This is a genomic window from Bacteroidota bacterium, assembly GCA_016706865.1.
In the GTDB taxonomy this organism is placed as follows: domain Bacteria; phylum Bacteroidota; class Bacteroidia; order Chitinophagales; family BACL12; genus UBA7236.
Genome location: JADJIS010000003.1, coordinates 706,722 through 730,882, shown reverse-complemented (window position 1 = coordinate 730,882; position 24,161 = coordinate 706,722). Strand labels below are relative to the sequence as shown.

Annotated in this window: 18 protein-coding genes; 16 read left to right on the top strand and 2 right to left on the bottom strand. The window is 36.2% G+C overall.

The features are described 5' to 3' along the window. Positions 1 to 598 precede the first annotated feature (598 nt). From IPI31_12620 to IPI31_12610, 3 genes are all read left to right on the top strand, one after another. Complete coding sequence (locus tag IPI31_12620) at positions 599 to 3,091, top strand: carbohydrate binding family 9 domain-containing protein (GenBank protein MBK7568656.1); 2,493 nt, start codon at positions 599 to 601, stop codon at positions 3,089 to 3,091. A gap of 56 nt (positions 3,092 to 3,147) precedes the next feature. Continuing rightward, positions 3,148 to 3,642 (top strand): SRPBCC domain-containing protein, encoded by a 495-nt coding sequence (locus IPI31_12615; protein ID MBK7568655.1) that lies wholly within the window; start codon positions 3,148 to 3,150, stop codon positions 3,640 to 3,642. A gap of 101 nt (positions 3,643 to 3,743) precedes the next feature. Continuing rightward, on the top strand, positions 3,744 to 4,178 hold the full coding sequence (locus tag IPI31_12610) for a DUF1801 domain-containing protein (GenBank protein ID MBK7568654.1): 435 nt from the start codon (positions 3,744 to 3,746) through the stop codon (positions 4,176 to 4,178). A gap of 11 nt (positions 4,179 to 4,189) precedes the next feature. Here IPI31_12610 and IPI31_12605 read toward each other — a convergent pair whose 3' ends face one another. Continuing rightward, entirely contained in the window at positions 4,190 to 5,452 is a 1,263-nt protein-coding gene (locus tag IPI31_12605; protein MBK7568653.1) for a T9SS type A sorting domain-containing protein, read from the bottom strand. A gap of 153 nt (positions 5,453 to 5,605) precedes the next feature. On the opposite strand from IPI31_12605, the gene chrA reads away from it, so the two are divergent. From chrA to IPI31_12575, 6 genes are all read left to right on the top strand, one after another. Continuing rightward, positions 5,606 to 6,889 (top strand): chromate efflux transporter, encoded by a 1,284-nt coding sequence (gene chrA / locus IPI31_12600; protein ID MBK7568652.1) that lies wholly within the window; start codon positions 5,606 to 5,608, stop codon positions 6,887 to 6,889. Between the two features lie 36 nt (positions 6,890 to 6,925). Then, positions 6,926 to 9,424, top strand: coding sequence for a penicillin acylase family protein (locus IPI31_12595; GenBank protein ID MBK7568651.1), 2,499 nt, complete (start codon positions 6,926 to 6,928; stop codon positions 9,422 to 9,424). Next, complete coding sequence (locus IPI31_12590) at positions 9,421 to 9,768, top strand: hypothetical protein (GenBank protein ID MBK7568650.1); 348 nt, start codon at positions 9,421 to 9,423, stop codon at positions 9,766 to 9,768. Before IPI31_12595 ends, IPI31_12590 begins: the two co-directional genes overlap by 4 nt. Before the next feature lie 4 nt (positions 9,769 to 9,772). Beyond that, entirely contained in the window at positions 9,773 to 10,672 is a 900-nt protein-coding gene (locus IPI31_12585) for a hypothetical protein (protein MBK7568649.1), read from the top strand. 37 nt (positions 10,673 to 10,709) lie between these two features. Continuing rightward, positions 10,710 to 12,647, top strand: coding sequence for a T9SS type A sorting domain-containing protein (locus tag IPI31_12580; GenBank protein ID MBK7568648.1), 1,938 nt, complete (start codon positions 10,710 to 10,712; stop codon positions 12,645 to 12,647). A 120-nt stretch (positions 12,648 to 12,767) separates the two neighbouring features. Further along, positions 12,768 to 13,637: a lipid A biosynthesis acyltransferase gene (locus IPI31_12575; GenBank protein MBK7568647.1), complete on the top strand. Its 870-nt coding sequence runs from the start codon at positions 12,768 to 12,770 to the stop codon at positions 13,635 to 13,637. A gap of 430 nt (positions 13,638 to 14,067) precedes the next feature. On the opposite strand, the gene IPI31_12570 is transcribed toward IPI31_12575, so the two are convergent. After that, positions 14,068 to 15,726 carry a glycerol-3-phosphate dehydrogenase/oxidase gene (locus tag IPI31_12570; GenBank protein MBK7568646.1) on the bottom strand — a complete coding sequence of 553 codons (1,659 nt, stop codon included), beginning with the start codon at positions 15,724 to 15,726 and terminating at the stop codon, positions 14,068 to 14,070. A 648-nt stretch (positions 15,727 to 16,374) separates the two neighbouring features. Between IPI31_12570 and prfB the strand changes: the two genes are divergently transcribed. From prfB to IPI31_12535, 7 genes are all read left to right on the top strand, one after another. Next, positions 16,375 to 17,452 (top strand): peptide chain release factor 2 gene (gene prfB, locus IPI31_12565; GenBank protein ID MBK7568645.1). Its coding sequence is split into 2 segments (ribosomal slippage): positions 16,375 to 16,434 and positions 16,436 to 17,452, totalling 1,077 coding nucleotides; the frame shifts between segments, so codons are not numbered across the junction. Positions 17,453 to 17,924: 472 nt separating this feature from the next. Next, positions 17,925 to 18,776: a transcriptional regulator gene (locus IPI31_12560; GenBank protein MBK7568644.1), complete on the top strand. Its 852-nt coding sequence runs from the start codon at positions 17,925 to 17,927 to the stop codon at positions 18,774 to 18,776. Continuing rightward, a complete protein-coding gene (locus IPI31_12555; GenBank protein ID MBK7568643.1) occupies positions 18,773 to 19,573 on the top strand; it encodes a nucleotidyl transferase AbiEii/AbiGii toxin family protein in 801 nt (266 codons plus the stop codon). The genes IPI31_12560 and IPI31_12555 overlap by 4 nt, the downstream gene beginning before the upstream one ends. Before the next feature lie 507 nt (positions 19,574 to 20,080). Next, complete coding sequence (locus IPI31_12550; protein ID MBK7568642.1) at positions 20,081 to 20,659, top strand: HutD family protein; 579 nt, start codon at positions 20,081 to 20,083, stop codon at positions 20,657 to 20,659. 181 nt (positions 20,660 to 20,840) lie between these two features. Next, a complete protein-coding gene (locus IPI31_12545; protein ID MBK7568641.1) occupies positions 20,841 to 21,947 on the top strand; it encodes a hypothetical protein in 1,107 nt (368 codons plus the stop codon). Between the two features lie 129 nt (positions 21,948 to 22,076). Further along, on the top strand, positions 22,077 to 23,225 hold the full coding sequence (locus tag IPI31_12540) for a hypothetical protein (GenBank protein MBK7568640.1): 1,149 nt from the start codon (positions 22,077 to 22,079) through the stop codon (positions 23,223 to 23,225). Between the two features lie 267 nt (positions 23,226 to 23,492). After that, positions 23,493 to 23,885 (top strand): hypothetical protein, encoded by a 393-nt coding sequence (locus tag IPI31_12535; protein MBK7568639.1) that lies wholly within the window; start codon positions 23,493 to 23,495, stop codon positions 23,883 to 23,885. The last annotated feature ends 276 nt before the right edge of the window (positions 23,886 to 24,161 follow it).

The window sequence follows — 24,161 nt, the reverse complement described above, 5'->3', positions numbered from 1 at the left end:
GCAAAAGTTTCAGGGTTAGGTTCCGATATAAATTTTTTATTTCTTGATCGTTATTTTTTATTCCCCGTCCAATTCGAAGCAATATCTTTCAATGGTTCAAACTGCCCACTGTCCACTGTTGACTGGTTACTGGTTTCCATCGTTAGCAAAAGTTTCAGGGTTAGGTACCGATTTAAATTTTTTATTTCTTGATCGTTATTTTTTATTCCCCGTCCAATTCGAAGCAATATCTTTCAATGCTTCAAACTGCCCACTGCCCACTGTTGACTGGTTACTGGTTTCCATCGTTAGCAAAAGTTTCAGGGTTAGGTTCCGATTTAAATTTTTTATTTCTTGATTGTTATTTATTATTCCCTTATTCAATTCGAAGCAATATCTTTCAATGGTTCAAACTGCCCACTGCCCACTGTTGACTGGTTACTGCCACTGCCCACTGCCCACTGTTGACTGGTTACTGCGACCGCGACTGTGACTGAGACTGCGCCTACGACTCCCCACCCTTAACATATATTAACCCCATATTAACCGAATAAATTTCCCCCTTAACTTATTTAAACATTTGAATAATGTTTCTTTGTGTCATACTCAAACGGAATAAATGCGCAACTCACTTTCTCCACTCTTTTTTTTGGTCAGTTTTCTGGTAACCGGCGAAACTATTTTTGCACAGGATACCATTCAACGACCTTCTTTACAATCAACAAAAATTACAAATCCTCCCAAAATAGATGGGAAACTGGATGATGGGGTTTGGAAAAATTTACCTGTTGCAACCCTCGATATTACATGGTTACCGGAATATGGCAAAGTGCCTACCCGCAAAACGGAAGTGAAAGTTGTTTACGACAATACCGCAATTTATATCGGCGCCATGTTATATGATTCTGTGCCTGCCAATATCAATACACAATTAAGCGAACGCGATGGACAATCCAACGCAGATAATTTTACAGTTGGTTTGGATACTTATGATGATGATCTGAATGGGTATCGGTTCATTGTTTCTGCAGCCGGCGTTCAAAATGACCAGCGTATTTCATTAAACAGTAATAATGATCTGAGTTGGGATGCAGTTTGGGAAAGTGAAGTTTCCATTACGGAAAATGGATGGATATGTGAGATCAAAATTCCATATTCTGCAATTCGTTTTCCTACAACAGAAGTGCAAAATTGGGGATTACAATTTAACCGCAGTGTGAATAAAACCGGAGAATATATTTTATGGAGTCCCGTTGATCCTAAAATTTATGGTGTAATAAATCAGTGGGGAAGCTATTTGGGTCTGGAAAAAATTACTCCTCCCCTGCGATTGTCATTTTCACCTTATATAAATACAGGTAATCAATGGACTCCCATAAGTTATGAACCCGTAAAATATGAAAGTGCAAAAATTTTAAATGGGGGGTTGGATGTTAAATATGGTATCAACGAAAGTTTCACTTTAGATGCAACACTCATTCCTAATTTTGGGGAAGTGCAAAGTGATAATGTGATATTAAACCTCTCTCCTTTTGAGCAACAATTTGATGAACGTCGTCCATTTTTTACCGAGGGAACAGAAATATTTAATCAGACATTTAGTTTTTTGGGAGATAAATTATTTTATTCCCGCCGCATTGGTGGAACTCCACAATTTTATTATGATATTCCTTATTTGCTCAACGATAATGAAGAGGTAATTTCCAATCCCTACGAAACAAGTTTATATAATGCAACCAAATTTTCAGGTCGTACAGATAAAAATTTAGGTATAGGAATTTTTAATGCGGTAGCTGCGCAGGAAGTTGCAGTAATAAAAGACACAATAAGTGGTGAGGAAAGAGAAATTTTAACCAGTCCCCTCACAAATTATAATATGGTGGTATTTGAACAATCACTTAAAAATAATTCCAAAGTGAGTTTTACCAATACCAATACCATGCGCGACGGCTTATATCGCGATGCGAATGTTTCACAGTTCTTATACGACATCACCAATGAAAAACACAATTGGAACGCCTGGGGATTTGGAAATTTCAGTCAGGTATTTACACCGGTAACCAATGTTAGCGGTGAAGTGGAAAATGAAAATACCAATGGATATAATTATATTTTTGGAGTATCACAATTCACCGGAAAATGGAATTTTAATGCAAGCCATTCGATGGTAAGTAAAACTTACGATCACACAGATATGGGAATTCAATATGGAAATAATATCATCAATAATTTCTTTGGATTTAATTATAACAACCAGGAACCTGTAAAGGGAATATTTTTTAATTATAATGCATGGGGAGGATTTGGATATAATCTTCAGGCAGAACCTTTGGCATATCAGGAAGTGAACTTTAATCTTGGATTTAACGGACAGTTTAAAAATTTCTGGAACGCCGGATTAAATTTTTATTCGAAACCTTTGTGGTGGTACGATTTTTACGAACCACGTGTGGATGGCGCAAAATATTATCACGCTCCGTATGCATTTATCAGTATGTGGGGTGGGTCAGATTATAGAAAAGATCTTTCTATAAGTTGGGAAATTAGTGGCGGTGAATCACCAATTAAAAATGATCCATATATAGGTGGGGGACAATACATTGCGTGGAATCTCAGCGATAAATTTTCGCTTAATCATTCCATTAGTTTGAGTAAGGATCACAGCAATTTTGGTTTTGTAGATTTTTATGCGGATGATATTATTTTCGGCAGAAGAAATGTTACTACTGTAGATCACCAATTATCATTCAAATATATTTTCGGACCAAAAATGAATATTATAGCACGTGCCAGAGATTATTGGGGCAAGGTGGTATATCTGGAATATTACACCCTTTTGGAAGATGGCAATTTAGGGCCAACTGAATATGACGAAAACAGCGATATTAATTTCAATATATTTAATGTGGATTTTGTGTATGCATGGGAATTTGCTCCCGGTAGTTTTTTAAATATAATATGGAAAAATAATATCTTCCAAACGGATGGCATCAGCGAGGATGATTATTTTGCGAATTGCAAAAAAACTTTCGAAACTCCACAATCTAATGGTTTATCACTCAAACTTGTGTATTATCTTGATTATCGGACACTGAAGAAAAAAGAAAGCTGATCGATTTTTTTTAATTTTCGAAAAAGTTATTATTTTAGTATCCTAAAAAGTTTTATATGCAAAACTTTGACTGGACAAGATTTACACAGAGAATCGCTGTTAAATGCGACATTACCACCATGTATTCAGCCTGGGCAAAATCAGGCGAATTGGAAAGATGGTTTTTATCCAATGCCGTTTATTTTGATGAATATCAGAATATGATCGACCCCAATTCACAAACACAAACAGGTTACACTTATGCCTGGGATTGGCATTTATATCCTATTACCGAACATGGAAAGATCATTGAGGCAAATAATAAAGATCTCTTGCGTTTTTCCTTTGCGGAAGATTGTGAAGTGGAGATCAGACTTACAATTTCAGGTGATCATACTATTGTTGAACTAACCCAAAAAAATATCCCTACCGATGATAGATCTAAAGAAAAAATTCGTTTGGGTTGTGCTTCCGGATGGGCATTTTATCTGGTGAATTTAAAATCCATTTATGAAGGTGGCTTGGATCTTCGGAATAAAACTCCGGAATTGAAACATATGTTGAATATGTGATGAGGGAGTGGAAGTAGGAAGTAGGACATACGACATAGGACATAGGAATTACGAGGTTGCATTTAGATAACTAAGATATTTAAACCTGGACATTTTAAGATATGGCGAAATATGAATTAAAGACAAAGATTAATGATGCAAGTGTTTCCAAATTCATTTCCTCCATTGAAAATGAATCGCAAAAAGCAGATTGTAAAGTGATACTTGCTATGATGAAAGAAATTTCTAAAATGGAACCAAAAATGTATGGTTCCAATATTGTAGGATTTGGAAGTTATAAATATAAATACGAAAGCGGACACGAAGGCGAGGCTTGTCTCATGGGGTTTTCACCGCGCAAACAAAGCACAACCTTATATATTGCAAATCATTTTCCCGGTTCGGAAGAACTCTTTAAATTACTTGGCAAACACAAATTGAGTGTGGCATGTTTATACATCAAAAAATTGTCGGATGTTGATCTTGATATTTTAAAGAAATTGATCGCGGCATCTTTCAAATATATCCTAACAAAATATCCTGATCATAAAAAATAAACAGCTTGGTATTATTTTTTTATGAAAGACTCATAAACTTCATTGTCACCACTTCTTACACATATCTGATAATATCCGGATGCATAATTTTCAAAATTAATGATGTTATTTCCGGAGGTAGCATTAGCAGTATAAATGATCTGCCCATAAATATTTCTGATACTTATATCACAATTGGAAAACCCATTATCTATGGTAACATTTAAGGTACTAGATACTGGATTCGGGAAAATATCAATGGAAATATTAGAGACTTCATCATTAACCGAAGAAATTAAACCGTTGTATTTTAATAAATGATTTTCACCACTTACATCAAAGGTAGAAGCGTATAAACTTCCTTTATAATATTCGAGATCAGAAACGAAATTACCAAAGGTACCATCCCCTACTGCTGACCAATTTTCGCCATCCCAGCGCGCAACATTTTTGCAAGGAACTCCACCTGCAGCCGTAAAATCGCCACCCACATATAAATACTCTCCAACTACCAATAATGCTCTTGCTCCGTTTCCTCCACCGGTAAGGCTTCCATTGAGGTCAACCCACGAAGTTCCATTAAATTTGGAAATATATCTCGCCGGTTCTGTAAGCCCATTTACTCCATATAACTCACCCTTGTATTCTGCCAAAAGGGCACCTGCCGGAGCGTTATCTCCTAATTGCGACCAATACAATCCGTCGAATTTAGAAACACCCAGATCATCAGGACCTCCGCCAACCACTAGTTCATCGTTAAATATGATAAAATTACCCGGAGCACCATCAAATCCTTCACTTATTGCTTCATATTCACTGCCATTCCAAAATGCAACATGATTAAAAGGTGTTCCTTCAAATTCGGTAAAATACCCCGAAATATAAAAGGTGGAACCATTTACACTGATATTGTAAATATTTGAATTGATATAATATTCATCGCCATCAAAACTGCTTCCGTTCCATTCCATAACAAATCCGGGACCGTAAAATGCATTTACATAAAGATCTCCGGCACAAAGTAACTTACCCTCGTAAACCGCCATATCGGAAATATCAGATCCTCCGATCAGAACCGTATTATAATCAGAATAAGTACTTCCATTCCATTCAGATAATAAATAACTGGTATTGCCTCCAACGGAAGTATAACTTCCGCCTACCATAAGTTTATCATTATATGTTTGAAGTGAAATAACATGACCGTTAATTTCACCTCCAACCTGTTCCCAGGTTTGTGTATAGGAAGAAATTACATTACAACAGAATAAGGTTGAAACGAGGAGTTTTTTCATGGTTTTTATGTTTATTTTACAAAAATAATAATTGGCTGTAATATATCCAAAATCATTCTACTAAAATACTAGGACATTATTATACCAAATTCCTATTTTTACGCCGTGCAGCAAGTTTCTAAACCCTCATACCGCGAAGCTTTTCAATTCTGGATGAAATTAGGCTGGATTAGTTTTGGTGGACCAGCAGGTCAGATCGCAATTATGCATGAATATCTGGTGGAAAAGAAAAAATGGATCAGCGAAAAGAAATTTTTACACGCTCTTAATTATTGTATGCTTTTGCCCGGTCCGGAGGCACAACAACTTGCAACCTATACCGGATGGTTATTACACGGCGTAAAAGGCGGATTAACTGCAGGGCTTTTGTTTATTTTGCCTTCCATTTTTATTTTACTGGGTTTAAGTATTGTATATGTTCAATTTGGAAATATTCCATGGGTGTATGCATTATTTGATGGTTTAAAACCCGCAGTAGTGGCTATTGTATTGGTTGCCATGATAAAAATTGCGAAACGATCTCTTAAAACTGTTTTGCATTATGTTGTTGCTTTAATGAGTTTTATTGCGATATTTTTTCTTAATATTCCGTTTCCCTTTATCATTTTAAGTGCCATAATTCTTGCATTTATAATAAGATGGTTAAATCCGAAATTATTTGAACAAAAAAATAATAATGGCGAAAAAGAAGAGGAGGAAAAAGGTTTTTATTTAACCACAACAACTGTAATTCCAGGCACCGAATTTCATATATTAAAACTTATCCGGCAGGTTGGGATTTTTCTTCTTTTATGGTGTATACCAATGCTTCTTTTTTTTGGATTTTCAGTTGATTTCGTATTTTGGAAAAATCTGAGTTTATTTTTTACACAAGCTGCTTTTGTAACATTTGGAGGCGCTTATGCTGTATTGCCCTATGTTGCACAACAGGCGGTAGAGAATTTTCATTGGCTGAACAGTCTTCAAATGATCGACGGACTTGCCTTAGGGGAAACAACCCCCGGTCCACTCATTATGGTGCTCTCTTTTGTGGGTTTTATGGGAGCTTATGGTCAATTTGGAAATTCTCTTTTAGCGGGAACCATAGGTTTATTAACCACAACATATTACACCTTCCTTCCCTGTTTTCTTTTCATTTTTGCAGGTGCACCGCTTATTGAAAAAACGCAACAGAATAATGCTGTTAAAGTAATACTGAGTTTTGTGACCGCAGCAGTAACAGGTGTGGTGTTAAACCTTACCATCTATTTTGCGGAAGCAGTAATATTTAATAAAAATCATAATGCTTTTAATGAGATAAATTTCAGTGATCTCAACCTTATAAATCTCCTTTGGATAGCAATTTCGTTTATGGCTCTTTATCGTTTTAAGGTGGATATGATGTTGTGGATAGGCATAAGTGCTGTTTTCGGGTTGATAAAATTTTTCGTTTTGTAATAACGAAATTCCTAATTTTATTCCCAATTACCTTTTATGCGATATTTTAAAAGTATTGTTACCCTTATTATTCCCGTTTTACTCCTTTATTTTCTGAATAATGGATTTGGATCCTTCCCTCCTCTTGGAAAGATATTAGACCCCGTTCATGGTTTCATGAGCAACGGGGAAACAAAAAAGGACCTTAGTTCTAAAGAAATTATCATTCATAATAAAGAAATTAAAGGAAATGTATATTTCGACGACAGACTGGTTCCGCATATTTATGCAGAGGATGATAGATCACTCTATTTTTTACAGGGATATATAACGGCACAAAACAGATTGTGGCAAATGGATATTCAAACTCGTGCTGCGGGTGGACGATTAAGTGAAATATTTGGTGAAAAATTTATTCCCTACGATTTGGAACAACGCAGAAAAGGAATGGTGTATGCAGCAGAGATCGCCGTGGAAGAACTTAAAAAAGATCCTTTATTATTGAGTTGTATACAAGCATATACTGATGGAGTGAACGAATTTCTGGGGTATTCAGAAAAGGATAATAATTTGAGAATAAAATACTCGGAATATCCCATTGAATTCAAATTAATTAATTACAAACCCGAACCCTGGACTTTATTAAAAACTGCTTTATTATTAAAGTACATGGCAAATACACTTACCGGTTTTGATGATGATCTGGAGACAACAAATTTATTAAAATTATTAGGCGAAGAGGATTTTAATTTATTATATCCTGATCGGCCCTTGGGTATTGATCCGATAATTCCTTCAGAGAAGAAGTATGATTTTATTTATATTCCACGTGATACTCCGGATATTATTTTTTCTCAAAATTATTACGAAAAGGTTATCGATATTTTTGAACAACAGCATGAAAAAAATCAGGTGGGTTCCAATAACTGGGTAGTTGATTCCTCCAAAACAAAAAACGGATTTCCGATATTATGTAATGATCCACATTTACAATTAAATCTCCCCTCCTTGTGGTATGAAGTGCAATTACATTCGCCCTCTGTAAATTGTTATGGTGTTTCTTTACCCGGAGCACCCGCTATTGTGATAGGTTTTAATGATAGTATTGCATGGGGTGTTACAAATGCACAGGTGGATGTTCGCGATTGGTATACCATCGAATTTAAGGATGGATCAAAAAACGAATATAAATACGACAAGACATGGAAAAAGACCAGCAAAAGAATAGAAACAATAATGGTGAAGGGTGGAGAAGCTATTATTGATACCGTATTATACACACATTATGGCCCTGTAGTTTACGAAGGTGATGAAAAATTCATGGACGATAAAAAACATCCGGAAATTACCCAAAGGGCAAACCTTGCAATGCGATGGACAGCACATCTTCCCTCTGAAGAAGTAAAAACATTTTATTTATTAAACCGTGCAAAAAATTATGATGATTATCGGAAAGCAATAAGTTTTTTTGATTGTCCGGGACAAAATTTTATTTTCGGTGCTCATAATGGTGATATTGCCATTACCCAACAAGGAAAATTCCCAATGAAATATCCCGGTCAGGGAAGATTTATTATGAACGGTAGCAATAATTATGATGATTACCATTACTATATTCCCGATGAAGAAAACCCGACAATTAAAAATCCCGCAAGGGGTTTTTGTTCTTCTGCAAATCAACATCCTACCGATTCCACTTATCCTTATTATTACACCAGTTTTGATTTTGAATTTTATCGAAATCGTGTCATAAATAATGAGTTGAGCAGAATGCAAAATATCACTGTGGAGGATATGCAAAATCTGCAGCAGAATAATTTTAATATGATGGCGAGTGAGGTGTTACCTAAATTAATAAGTGAAGTGATAGATCCCCTTGCAATAAGCGAAAGGCATATAGAATCTTATGTTAGTGTATATAATACACTAACTAAATGGAATTATTACAATCATGCCGATTCCTTAGCTCCCACCTATTTTCAAATTTGGTGGGATACCCTCTACGACTTAATGTGGGACGAAATGTATGATGAAAAAATAGCTTTTGTCAAACCCAATTTTTATAATACTGCACATGCTATAAATACGTTCCCGGAAGATTATAAATATTTTGATGTGATAAATACTTCTGAGAATAAAGAAACTCTTAAGGATATTGTCAGAAATAGTTTTGATGTCTTGATAACCACGGTTGATTCTTTAAATAAGGAAGATGGCTCTCAATTAATATGGTATTTACACAAGGGAACTGACATCATGCACATCAGCCAGATACCTGCATTCAGCAGAACCGATATTCACAATGGAGGTTATAAAAATATTGTAAATGCAACAAGTGAAACACATGGTCCGAGCTGGAGAATGGTGGTGGAATTATCTGATCCGATAAAGGCTTATGGCGTGTATCCCGGAGGACAATCGGGCAATCCGGGTTCTATCTACTTTGATAATTTTGTAGATACCTGGGCGGCAGGAAAATACAATATTTTAAATTTTTATCAGGAAGAAACCGAGGCAAAGAAAAACGCTAAATTCACATTAACATTTAAGGGATGAGGAATTTTTTAATTACTGTTTTGATTGGTATTGTAACATGTTTTATCGCACAAACCTTTATACCGCTTTGGTGGATATTTGCTCCGGTAACATTTATAATCGCTTTATTGCATCCCTATCTATCTGCAGGGCGCAGTTTTTTCGCAGGATTACTGATCGTATTTATCACCTGGATGATATTATATATTTTTAAGGATATGGCAAATGATTCGGTGATGAGCGATAAAATAGCGAATTTATTTTCTTTGAAAAGCAATAATTGGTTATTTGTGGTCTCGTCATTAATAATGGGAATTATTGGTGGTCTCACATCATTATCCGCATTTTTTCTTCGCAAAAAATAAATTCATGTTTAAATACGATATTGTTTTACTTACAGAGGACAGATTTTTTGAACCTTTAGTGGAAACAGATTATATTAAAAATATTTTGTTGGATGATAAGATACTAACGGCAGCATTGGTGAAACAGGGTCTTCGGGTAACCCGCAAAAGCTGGAGTGATCCCGATTTTGATTGGACTTCAACCCAATATGCATTTTTCAGAACCACCTGGGATTATTTTGTACGATTTGACGAATTTCAACAATGGCTGAACACTACTTCGAAACAAACAACTTTTATCAATTCGCTGGAACTGGTAAAATGGAATATGGACAAACACTATTTTATTGATCTGAATAATAATGGAATACATACAGTTGAAACACATTTTGTAGAAAAGGGAAGTAATACCTCGCTTACAGAAATTTTTCAATCCTTAAACATCGAGAATTGTATTGTAAAACCAGCTGTTTCCGGTACGGCAAGACATACCTATCGATTAAATAAATTTAATGTTTCGGAACACGAATCCATTTTTAAAAAACTGATCGGGGAAGAGGCAATGTTATTACAACCATTTCAAAATGAAATTATTGAAAAAGGTGAAGTTGCAATGATGGTGATCGGTGGAAAATTTACGCATGCCGTATTAAAAAAAACCAAACAAGGTGATTTTCGTGTGCAGGATGATTTTGGTGGAACTCTGCATGAGTATCATCCGTCAAAAGAGGAAATAACATTTGCTGAAAATGCTGTGCTGGCATGTCCTGAACTTCCCTTATATGCGAGAGTGGATATTCTTCGCGATAATAATGGCGAACTTGCAATTATGGAATTGGAAATTATTGAACCGGAGATGTGGTTCAGAAGAAATCCGGAAGCAGCTGATGTGCTTGCAGTAGAAATTAAACGAACACGATTTTGAAACATTTATCCTCCCAAAAAATCAATACCTTTAACAAATGAAAAAAATTGCCTCTTCCCTCCTTCTTTTTTTTATTTCAAGTTTAGTATTTTCGCAGGTATCTGCTGATTATACTGTTAGAGTTTCTGCTACATATACTGAATCGCCTGCAACAATTACCTTACAATGGCCTGTTAAAGCAACGGCAATTGAATATTTGATCTACAAAAAAGCTAAAGAAGAATCAAACTGGGGATCTGCCATTGCAACTTTAGATGCTGCTGCAACAAGTTTTACGGATAACGATGTTATAATTGATTCGTTGTATGAATATAAAATTTATTGTTCCAATACCGGTGGAATAAATTCATTCGGTTATATACTTGCAGGTATTAAGGTGCATGCAACACATTACAGAGGAAGTTGTTTATTGGTAGTAGATACTACAATTACATCGAGTATGGAAAATGAACTTTATCGATTGATGCAGGATATTTCCGGTGATGGATGGAAAGTAAAAAGAATTAATGTTGCGAGAGATCAAACACCTGATCATGTTAGAACATTAATTACTGCTGAAGCAATTGCCGATCCTGAATTGCAATGTGTTTTTTTATTTGGTCGCGTTCCCGTTTTGTATTCAGGTAATTTTAATCCCGACGGACATCCCGATCATCAGGGCGCCTGGCCGGCAGATGCCATTTATGGAGATATTGATGGAGCTTACACTGATATTACCATTAATAATGTAATCGCAACTCGACCGGAAAACTGGAATATTCCCGGTGATGGAAAATTGGACCAGATATCTTTAATTTCGAAAGTGGAATTACAAATTGGTCGCGTTGATCTTTCTAATTTACCCTCTTTTCCACAGACTGAAGAAGTATTATTAAAAAATTATCTCAACAGCGATCATAATTTTAGAAATGGAAATATAGCAGTGCAGGAACGCGCATTGATTGATGATAATTTTGGAGCCTTTGGAGGAGAAGCTTTTGCAAGTTCAGGATGGAGAAATTTTGCTCCCATGTTTGGAGCAGATAATACCTTTGAAATGGATTATTTTACCACCATGTATTCTGAAAATTATTTATGGAGTTATGGTTGCGGAGGAGGATGGTTTCAAGGCGCAGGTGGCGTTGGATCAACTGTTGATTTTGCTTTCGATACCGTAAATACAATTTTCACCATGTTATTCGGCAGTTATTTTGGAGACTGGGATGCAACGGACGATTTTTTGCGTGCTCCACTTGCTTCAGGAATTACTTTAACAAATTGTTGGGCGGGAAGACCGCATTGGCAATTTCATCAAATGGTTTTAGGTGAAAATATAGGATACAGTACTCGAACAACACAAAATAATACCAGCTTATATGTCGCCAATATATTTCCGCATACCGTTCATATTGCATTAATGGGTGATCCCAGTTTGCGCATGCACACAATAAAACCTGTTGGCGATGTAAATAGTTCTATTGCAACAGGAATAGTAAATGCAATTGAAATAGATTATTCAAATTCTCCCGATCCGGCTGTTTTAGGATATTATATTTACAGAAGTGATTCCGAATTCGGAAAATATACGCTTATCACTGGTGAAATGATAAATTATTCTCCTTTTATAGATGAATATCCAATTAACGGCACAAATTATTATATGGTGAGAGCTGCATCTTTAAAGGAAACTCCGAGCGGAAGTTATTATAATTTAAGTCCGGGAATTACAGATTCCATAAGTATTGAATTTACAGATATTGACAATACATTAAACACAAGTTTTGCAATTCATCCGAATCCCGCTTCTGAATTTATTGTTGTAAACTGTCCGGCCAACTTGGTTGGAGAAGAAATTATAATAAAGGATATTACAGGAAAATTGGTGTATAATGGTATTTGTTCATCAGTGGATACCCACATTAATGTTGCGGAATTTAATCCCGGAATTTATCTTATTTCTATCAAAGACCTTACAAGAAAACTGGTAATTCTGTAAACTTTTAAAATATATAAATTTCCTTACTTCAATTTACTCCTACAATGGTTTCGGCTATTATTGCAGATTACATTTACACCTTGTAAAAACAGCTAGGTATTTTGTCTTAATTTTGCATCGATGCGAGCTATTGGTTTCTTTTTATTATTACCACTGATATATTTTTTATCTATTTTGCCTTCTTTTGTATTGAGGGGTATCAGCAGTTTTTTTTGTTTTTTTGTTTTTCGGGTTTGGAGATACAGAAGGGAGGTTGTAAGCCAAAATTTACATAAGGCATTTCCCGAAAAATCGGAGGAAGAACTTTGGCAGATCACAAAAAAATTCTACATGATTCTTACAGATACCCTATTTGAATCGATTAAGGCTCTTACACTCTCGCATGAAAATCTTAAAAAAAAGTGTTCCATCAAAAATTATGACCTTGTTCACGAAAGCATTGTGAAAGGTAGAAATATCATGTTAGTTCCCGGACATTACGGAAACTGGGAATGGGCAGGTGGATCCATGGCAGTTCATGCAGAAATGCCGATGAAGGCCGCCTTTAAACCTCTTTCCAATAAATATTTTAATTGGTTGGCTGTAAAATCGAGAACGCGATTAAAAATAGTTTTAATTCCCAAGCGCCAATTGTTAAAACATCTTGCCGATCACGCAAGTGAACAAACGATGCTCGTATTAATTGCAGACCAATCGCCAAATCCAAAGGAACATTATTGGGTTAAATTTTTAAATCAGGATACTGCCGTTGTAACCGGCATGGAAAAAATTGCACGTCAATATAATTATGTTGTTTATTATGCAACAATTCATTGGTTAAAAAGAGGGAAATATCAGATCACTTATAAATTATTGACCGACGATCCCAATTCACTTCCACCACAAAAACTTACTGCCATGTTCATGGATGAATTAGAAAAAGATATCATCGCCCATCCCGAACCCTATTTATGGTCGCATAGAAGATGGAAATTAAAAAAACCAAATTAATTTTATTTCGGATGACCAGGCCGCGAAGTCGCGAAGACTAAAGGAAACTCCCCAGCTGCAGAGTTCCTTCGGTAACTCTGCAGCGAAATTTCTTACCTAATCACATTTCGAAGCTCTAATACCGAAGCTGGTTTTTTTTGTGTCCCCACAGAGTTACGCCATGTAGCGAGCGACGCAGGAGCTCTGCTTCATGGCGAACTCTGTGGATTCGAAGCTAATATGTCCCAATGCTGCAGAGTTCCTTCATAGCCATGTAGCGAGCGAGGCATGAGCTCTGCTACATGGCGGTAACTCTGCAGCGAAATTCTTAACCCAACTGTGTCCCCACAGAGTTACGCCCCGTAGCGAGCGACGCAGGAGCTCTGCTTCGGGGCGAACTCTGTGGATTCGGAGGCAGGATGCTCATGCTTTATGTGACTTCATCCCTAACCTATTTAAATTCCGAAGCTCTACTAAATACTTCTTCAAAAAATAACAGATTATCTTTTTTTTCAGAAACCGATGAATTTAATATTTCAGAAATAATATCATTCATCTTTTCATATTCATTTCCCAAATTAGCCTTATCAAAATACAACCGTCCCGTCCTTCGTATAACAAAATCGGAAATATTATTTGTCATTTCTTCATGAATGGAATACAATATTTCGGCATAAATTAATATATCTGCTTTGTCGGGTAATTGCTGATAATGTTTATATGCTAGTTCAATTATTTTTTCCGTATCCGAACCGTAAGTATTTACCAAATAAGTGATATCATTTACTGTAAGATTGATCTGCACCGCCTCCCCTGCCCTGCGCTGAATATATTCTTCCATTGGCATATTTATAAGCGAACCATTTAACGGAATGGTTGCTGTTTTACATTTAGCATATTTTGTAGAATTAATTTTTTCAATATCCTTTACGATCTTATTTACCACTTTCTCTGCCATCTTTCTATAACCCGTAAGTTTACCACCCGCAATAGATATCAATCCCGAATCAGCAATAAATATTTCATCTTTGCGCGAAAGTTCGGAGGGTGATTTTCCTTCTTCATGAATCAATGGTCGCAAACCGGCCCAGGAAGAAATAATATCCTGAGTTTGTAAACCTGCATCAGGAAATACATTATTTACTGCTTTCAATAAATAGGCTGCATCCTGTGCTGTAACTTCAATAATATTTTTATCACCAGTATAATCAGTATCCGTTGTTCCGATATAAATACTATTATTTCTCGGAATAACAAATATCATTCTGTTATCTCCAACCACATCAAAATATATAGCCTGATGGACAGGTAATCTGTTTTTATCAATTACGATATGCACTCCCTTAGTTAAATGCAAACTCTTTTTGTCCGGCGCAGGATCCTTTAACCGAATTTCATCCACCCAAGGACCGGCAGCATTTATTATTTTTGTTGCAGTTGACTTATAAGTTTTATTTTGAAGTATATCCCGAAATTCAACACCCGTAATTAAATTATTATTTTGTTTATCGTAAATAAAATTCTCACATAGTGTATAATTTACACTAAGTGCTCCGAAGTTTGCTGCAGTTTTTAATACTTCTATGGTCAGTCGTGCGTCGTCAGTTTGGTATTCTTTATATAAGGCGGAACCTAATAATCCGTTGCTGTTTAACAAGGGTTCTTTTTTTAGGGTTGCGCTTTGATCCAGCATTTTATATTTATCATCCTTATTCACTCCAGCCAAAAAATCGTAGACCCACAACGCCATGGAAGTTGTAAATTTTCCCAAGGAACCATTTTTATAAATTGGCAGCAGCATGTCAACAGGTTTTACAATATGTTTTGCCAGCTTATGAATAATTGCTCTCTCTCTTCCCACCGATCTCACCAATCCAAATTCCAATTGTTTTAAATAGCGCAATCCTCCATGTATTAATTTGGTGGATTTAGAAGAGGTTCCTCCCGCAAAATCATTTTTCTCCAACAATAAAACTTTCATTCCCCTGCTCGCCGCATCCAAAGCAATTCCTGCCCCCGTAATACCACCACCGATTATTATCACATCGAAATGCTCGAAACTTGCCTTCAGCAGGTTTTCACTTCTTTTTAATGCGGAAAAATTTTGCATGGTTGAATTATGTTACAAATAAGAGGATTTAATTTTTTTATTAAGAGTTGATTTGCTAACATATGGTTTGTGTTGCGGCTGGCGAGGCCGGTAAGACGGTGAGAGCGGGAAGAAAAACGGGAAGAAAAAAACGCTTTACCCATTATCGGCAAATTGTGTTTATTTCACGCAGAGGCCGCAGGGGGGAAGTGCACTTTACAGAAAACCGAATGAATTCACTCCTATTTTTTACAATTATAAAAAATGAATTATTTAAAAATGCATTTAAACGCATTATAGCTCTGCGTGCTCTGCACCTCTGCTCCCTCTGCGCGAAATTGTATTTGTTTCACGCAGGGTTCGCAGAGGTGCAGAGCACTTTATAGAAAACCGAAAGGATATTCACCTATTTATTACAACTAAATAAAATTGAATTATTTATAAATATTATAAAACACATGCCACCTCTGCGACCTCTGCGCGAAACCCTCAACATTTTTAAACACTTAATCCCTCTGCGCCCCCTGCACCTCTGCGCTCTCTGCGCGAAACCCTTCCATTCACACAAAACAAACCACTTCCCGAACCTTCCCGCCCTCCCCGCCTTCCCGGCCCCTTCATCCACAATGCCAATTTCAACCTTTACCTTTTAGTCCTTATCTTCGCCCCATGACACTAGAACATTTAAATGATTTAAGAGACAAATTGCTTGTTTTGAGGAGGTTTCTTTAACGTAGATGATAAAATAATTCAGGTTAGCGAGGACGAACAAATTACCCATCAACCCGGTTTCTGGGACATTCCTAAAAATGCAGAGGGTATTTTAAAAAGAATCAAGACCAACAACATCTGGATAAAAGCATATAACGACGCACAACTTGCGGTGGATGACCTTACTGTGCTTTTCGAGTTCTGGCAAGCCGGCGAAACCACCGAAGAAGAAGTGGACGAACAACTCGCCAAAACCAGAGAAACACTCGACGAACTCGAATTTAAATCCACCCTCACCGAACAGGAAGATCAGCTCCCTGCAATCCTTACCATAAATTCAGGTGCAGGCGGAACGGAAAGCTGCGATTGGGCGAGCATGCTTTACCGCATGTATAATATGTATTGCAATAAACAAGGATTTAAAGTGACTGAACTCGATTTTCAGTCCGGTGATGTGGCGGGAATTAAAAGTGCATCCCTCCAAATTGACGGCGAATTTGCATACGGATTATTAAAAAGCGAAAATGGAGTGCATCGCCTTGTGCGCATCTCCCCTTTCGATTCCAATGCAAAACGACATACCTCCTTTGCATCCGTTTTTGTGTCCCCATTAATTGACGATACCATCGAAATAAATATTTCCCCCAGCGATCTCGAATGGGATACTTTTAGAAGCGGTGGTGCCGGCGGACAAAACGTAAATAAAGTGGAAACTGCTGTGCGTGTCACACATAAACCTACTGGAATTGTAGTAGCTTGTCAGGTAAACAGAACTCAAGGTCTCAACCGCGAAATGGCAATGCAAATGCTCCGCTCTAAACTTTACGATCTCGAACTCCAAAAACAACAGGCCGTAAAAGATAAAATTGAAGGCACCAAGAAAAAGATCGAATGGGGCAGCCAGATCCGGAATTACGTTTTACATCCGTATAAATTGGTGAAAGATGCAAGGACGGGATATGAATCGGGGAATGCGGACGCGGTGTTGAATGGGGGGCTTGACGAATTTATTAAGGCATATCTTCTTATGGACTGAACCGCAATTGAAAATGGGGGGAAAAATTGACAATTGACAATTGACAATTGACAATTTGAGATCCTGCTCGGGTGGAAGTTTATTTTTCAACCCCAGAGATTGTTGGATACTGTAAATACTGGTTAGCATTTGGGCGTATCCCGCTATGGTACTATTATTAGGCAAAATATCTCTCAGTTCCATTTAAAGTGCAATTTCCCCTCAAACATAATCAAGCGGGTCGGGCTTTACGCTACAAGTCCTCGCCTCGTGCCTCGGCTGCGGGCTTTTCGCTGCAATCCCTTACGCGAGTAATCCCGTTAATTTGGCTTTAACTGATTAATAAAGAATCTTATTTTATGATGTTTCATATCAATATTATCAGGTTATCCCTGACATTTTTACTATAAAATATAATTTATTACTGCAAAAAGGCAAATTATTCAATTATGTTTCATATCTTTGTAGTCAGGTTTGTCCTGACAATAACACTATGAAAGGTAAATTTATATCAAAACAATCAAACGGACTTCTATCCTATTTTAATAGTCAGAATAAGACTTGCTTTGATTATAGTGACGCAACCAGCGCAATGCCTGATGCAAAGGAAAGCACGCGGAGAGAGCTGCTAAGCGATATGACAAAGCGTGGACTTCTCATGCGATTGAAAGCCGGAGTTTATTGCATCATACCATACGAAGCAAATGCTGAAAATTTTATGCCCGACTGGCATTTAATTACGGGAAACTTAATCCGCGGAGATTCACAATATTATATTGGTTACTATTCCGCATTACAGATTCATGATCTTATCACGCAACCTTCTTTAAAGGAGCAGATTGTTGTTTCAAAACAGATCCGACCATCAGAATTAAAAATTAAAAATGTTTCCTTTCAATTTATTTATCACAACGACAAACATTTTTTCGGCGCAAAAAAAATATGGGTTGATAGTTACCATAAAGTACTATGTTCTGATTTAGAGAAAACATTTATCGATTGTCTTTTCAAACCTGAATATGCAGGTGGTATAGTGGAAGTAGCAAGAGCAATTTATACTTCAAAAGATAAAATAAAATACGACATCCTTTTTGATTATGCAAAAAGATTCGATTCGCAGGCAGTAATAAAACGTTTAGGATTTTTGTTGGAAATGCTTGATATCCCCAAATACTTAAAGCAGTCGGGCAAGAATTCAGAAATCATTTGTGATTTACAAAAAATAAAAACTGCTTCTTATGTAGTGCTCGATACCGAACTGCCAAAAGTTGGAAAACACAACAGCCGCTGGAGCATTCAGCAAAATTTAGAAACTGAAACGATCAAATCTGCTATTTATACATGATCAAGCCTGGTGAAATACAACAAAAAGCAAGAGCGGCAGGCGTTCGCGACCAGCAGATCGAAAAAGATTATATACTTTCATGGATATTAATTGGCATTGCACAACATGAACAACTTTCAAAAGTTATCGTATTTAAAGGAGGCACTGTTTTAAAAAAAATCTATTTTGAAGATTATAGATTTTCAGAGGATTTGGATTTTACCCTGATAAATGATCAAATATCTAATGAACAAATTTTTGAATGGTTCAAGGAAACCTTTGAATATATTAAAGTAGAGACAAATATTTCACTTGAAATCACTGACAAAAACGTACACAAAGATGGTGGCATTAACTTTTATATAAGCTATATTGGTCCTCTTGGTGGGCAAGGAAATAACAAACGAGTAAAAATTGACATTTCGAGAAACGAAAAGCTTGTTTTTGTACCTATGATGAAAAATGTTTTCATCGGTTATTCCGACATGGTAGAACATCAACTTTTATGTTATACATTGGAAGAAGTATTAGTAGAAAAATTGCGGTCAGTGATGCAAAGAATGGAAGCACGCGATTTTTACGATATCTGGTATTTATTTGAACACCACAAAATGGATATTGGGTTTTATTTAAATGAATTCGAAACAAAGTGTAAAAACAAAGGATTAAATTACAAAGATTTTCCAAAGAAATTAGCAGAACGATTACCACACTATAAAGCACGTTGGCAAAGTTCATTGAAGGAACAAATAAAAGATCTGCCCAGCTTTGATCAAGTGGAAAGAGAAGTGCTAAGGCATTTAAAGAATTTGAAATAAACAACAAGCCTCAATTTATTAATTGAATTAATTCATATTGGCGACTCAAATTAAAATAAAGAATTTTGATCCCGTATAAAAATATACGGAGCTGACAGTGGGCCTCAGCAGGTGGTTTTAATGTCCCTTGTGCGCCGCCACATCATAATAAAATCTTCAATGGTAGTGAGATTTGAGCGAAAATCAGCGCCTCCATTTTGGAAAATATGAATTTGAATTTAGATTTAATTCCAGCTCGAAGAAAATAATTTAAGAGTAGTTGTGGCGCCTTTTTCGCTCCGCGTGGCCAGCATTAGGGACATTTAAACCGCCTGATGTAGCCCTTGACTTTTGGCGCCACCTTTTGGTCAAACAAAAGGTGGCAAAACTAAGGTAACTGCAATTAAACACTCGGAGTTGGATTTTGATTTATTAATAATATAATGACCTTTGTATGTCTAAAAATAATAATGCAATGATTGATTCACCCCAGAAAATGAAGGTGTCCCATAAATAATCGAAGTCCTGATGACTATAATAAAATACTCCCCCAACAAAAGAACCCCAATCCCCTGGGCAAGCGGTACCAGTACCGAAATATTTATATTTCCGGCCGATGCAAGTTTTGCCTCACGCAATTTTTTATTCCGCATCAGCACCGCAACCGTGGAAGCAGACGAATCTGTATTTACCCATTTTGCCGGCATAACCCGTCACCTCATGATACTGCAAGGCGAACTCGAGTTGATCCATGAAGGCAGATATACAAAACATTTAAAACCATTCGACCAGGACACCTTTTCCGGCGAATGGAGAACCCGCAGCAAAGGCAGAGTTACAGATTTTAATCTTATGTTGAAACAGGGCGCAACGGGATCTCTCACAGCGCATCATATTGAACATGGAAAAACATTAAGTCTTACAGCGAGTGGTGATTATTATTTTATTTATGTGGCAAGTGGAGAAGGTAATTATGAGAATAATGAAATAGTAAATACGGGGGATCTGCTGCATATTCCTGCTGGAACGCAAATCAATTTGCTGGCATATGAAAGTTGCAGTTTTATTGAGATTAAAGTATCTTTCGAGAAACTGAAAATTTCCTAATATAATTCGCAGACTCAATCGCATTTTAATTACCGGAGTTTTTTATTTTAAATTAAATTTTCAATTAACGAAAAACTTACTCCCCTATGGGGCTGGGGGCCTTTCGCAATCACGGTTAAAAATTAATAAATAGTAGAAGTTGCGTATATTTAATGTTACTAACAATTATAAACTCAACCATATGACAAGGATTGAAAGTATGAAATCATTCATAACAGGAAATTTAATTTTACTTGTTCTTACTTTTCAAATCACCTCTTGCACAGGACAAGTGAAAGAAACATCGGTTGATGATAAAATTGAAAATGAAGGAAGCAATCAACAACAAACTTTAAATCAAATTACCACATTTCCGCAAATTCACACCAATTTAAATGGAATGGTTAGGGAGTTTGTGCGGACAATGTATCAAGACAAAAAAGGAAACTATTGGTTTGGAACAAACGGAAATGGAATCATACGTTACGATGGTAAAACACTCGAAACAGTTACAATCGAAGGAATTCGCCCAACATTTGTGGTTAGGGAAATTGTTGAAGATAAAGCAGGTAATGTATGGTTTGGCACTTCTAATGGACTACTTAAATACGATGGTGAAAAGTTTACCACATATTCAGAAAAAGATGGTCTGCAAGATGGTGAAATTTGGGGGCTTACCATTGACAAAAGCGGACTCATTTGGGTTGGTTCTACTGGCGGGGTTAGTCATTTTGATGGCAAAACATTTACCCCTTTTTTGTTGCCTGAAACTAAAGTGGAAAATCCAAAACCTATGCTTTCCGATAAATTGGTTTTTAAATTTTTGGAAGACAAAAATGGATCCATGTGGTTTGTTACCGATGGAAATGGAATTTTCAAATACAAGAATGGCGAATTCATTCATTTAACAACTAAAAATGGACTTACCGACAATAATACTGCGGATATCCTGGAGGACAAACAAGGAAATATTTGGATTGGAACTTTCTATGGAGGTGTAAGCAAATTTGATGGAAAAATCTACACCAATTTCACTAAAAATGGAATTATTGATGGTGAAGAAACTTATAATTTTTGTGAAGACAGCCAGGGGAATATTTGGTTTTCGGCAGAAGGTTATGGTGTTTACCGCTACGACGGATCTAATTTCACGAAATTCACAACTGACAATGGCTTAACCTCCAATGTAGTTCAAAGTATTTTCGAAGACAACAAAAAACAAGTTTGGTTTGGAACCTGGCAAGGATTAAGTCTTTATGATGGACAAAAAATTATGAATGCTAAAGACAAAGAACCTTGGACGAATTAAAAATAACTGTTACTAATGAGATATAACCAAAAGCATTGCTGACGGGCTTCGATTGGGCATTTAAGCTTAAAATGCCCACCTTTATCAATTCCCAAATTGTTAATTAATATTGTACAAGATATATCCAAAATGATGAAACCACTACTTACCATTCTATTCTTATTTGCAACAATTGCCTCTCACGCACAAGTTCATTCAACACTGCAGGAAATTGAAAATATTAAACCCTATGAGATCCATGGATATTCTAAATATAAATCACTGTCTCAGTTAATTGAAAAAGTAAATCCGGATTCCATTTATTCCCTACTTTTTCAAGGACAAACAGAATTTCCCACCGGATTTGGAAATCTTAGCAATTTACAAAGTGTTGAATTTTATTCATGTGAAGAATTGGACTACGATAAAATTGTAAACGAGTGTTTAAAACTTAATAATCTTATTAGTCTTACGTTATCGGGAATATCAATGCAAGCATTTCCGAAAAATTTATATAAGCTGGAAACGCTAAAACAACTAAGGTTAGCAGGAAATACATTTAACATCATTCCACCTGGTTTAGATAAGCTCCAAAACCTGGAAGTTCTTTATTTAGGAGACCATATGGCCGGAGGAAATAAAATCCTGACGTTTCCAAAAGAAATTATCAATCTTAAGAAACTCCGCGTATTGAGTTTGTGGGGAAACATGGAAATGGTATTAGTAAATGAATTCTATCAACTTCATGCTTTAGAGGAACTTGATCTGAGTTTTATAGTAAACCTGGATTTTGAAAAAGCTTGTAAATCATTCCCAATGCTTAAAAAACTCAATATTACCGGTATTGAAAATACTACCTTGACCGGCATCTCCAATCTCATCAATTTAGAAGAATTGTCAATGGGTGACAATTTTAATCTCATTTCTTTAGGAGTCGATTTTTCAGGTCTGAAAAATCTAAAAAAGCTCGATATTCAAATGAAAGAACAAATCTACTCGGCAACCGAGATCAATAAAATTGCAGCTTTACCAAAACTAAAAAACTTAATGATTACTTTATTAGGTGATGAAGATGAATTTATGTTCCCATTAGACGGATTTAAATCCCTTAAAACGCTGAGAATTATTGATTTGACAAATGTCACCATCAGCGAAATAATTGATGTAGTGCGCAACTATCCGGAACTTGAAAGTCTTGACTTGAGTCTTACATGGACAACACTTACTCCGGAGGAAGAGATTAAATTATCAGAACTATCTAAATCTATGACTATTGTTGGGTTTGATAAAAAGAAATAATCCGTATAAAAAAACTTCAACACCTTTAACAATTTCAACCTTTTCAACAAGTTGCAGTCGCAGTCTCAGTCGCAGTTTCTAACACCGGAGCTTATTCCTCCGCATAGAAACTTTGCAAACCCTGCTAACCTTTTTAACAAGTCGCAGTCACAGTCTCAGTCACACGTGTAAGCCCATGAGATTTTTCCTCCGTATTAAACCCCTTCAACCCCTTCAACAATTTCAACTATTTATATTTCGTTATCTATCGCAAATAAAATAACGGTTATGAAATTCCTCCTCCTACCATGCCTATTCTCCGCACTCCTCCTCTCCTGCGATCCCGGCCACTATGGAAATGCAAGCATAGAAAATAACACCGGCGACACACTCATCCTTGATTATAAAACCCGGTATTCCGATACAACGATAACAATATTTCCAAACCAAAAAACCGAGGTTCTGAAATTTGGTGGATTAGGTGAGGGAAGTATGTATCCAGGTGCTTTGAATGAATTTAATGATATAAGTTTAACACCCACCGATACCAACCGATCATTAATAAAAGATATCACCAAATATGAAAATTGGGAAATGATAAATAATAATGAAAAACGATTTAGTAGTAAGGAAATTGAATGTTGGTTTTCTATAGTGGATAGTGATATTGTAAATGACTAATCGAGAATTTTTCCTCCGTACAAAACCCTTGCTAACCTAGCCAACCCTGCAAACTCTTACTAACTTTTGACCTATGTCACATTTTGAGGCAAAATTTACATTTTTTTATTCTGTGACATATTTCTCCGCCCCTCCATTTTGAAAATTTCCAAATTATTCTTATATTAGTAAACATATCGTTCCTGCGATAGAAAACAACACCTGAGCCACACAAATAAGCATTATCAGATGGGTTTTCTTCAATAAAACCTCCATTTCAGGAGGACTGGAAAAGTA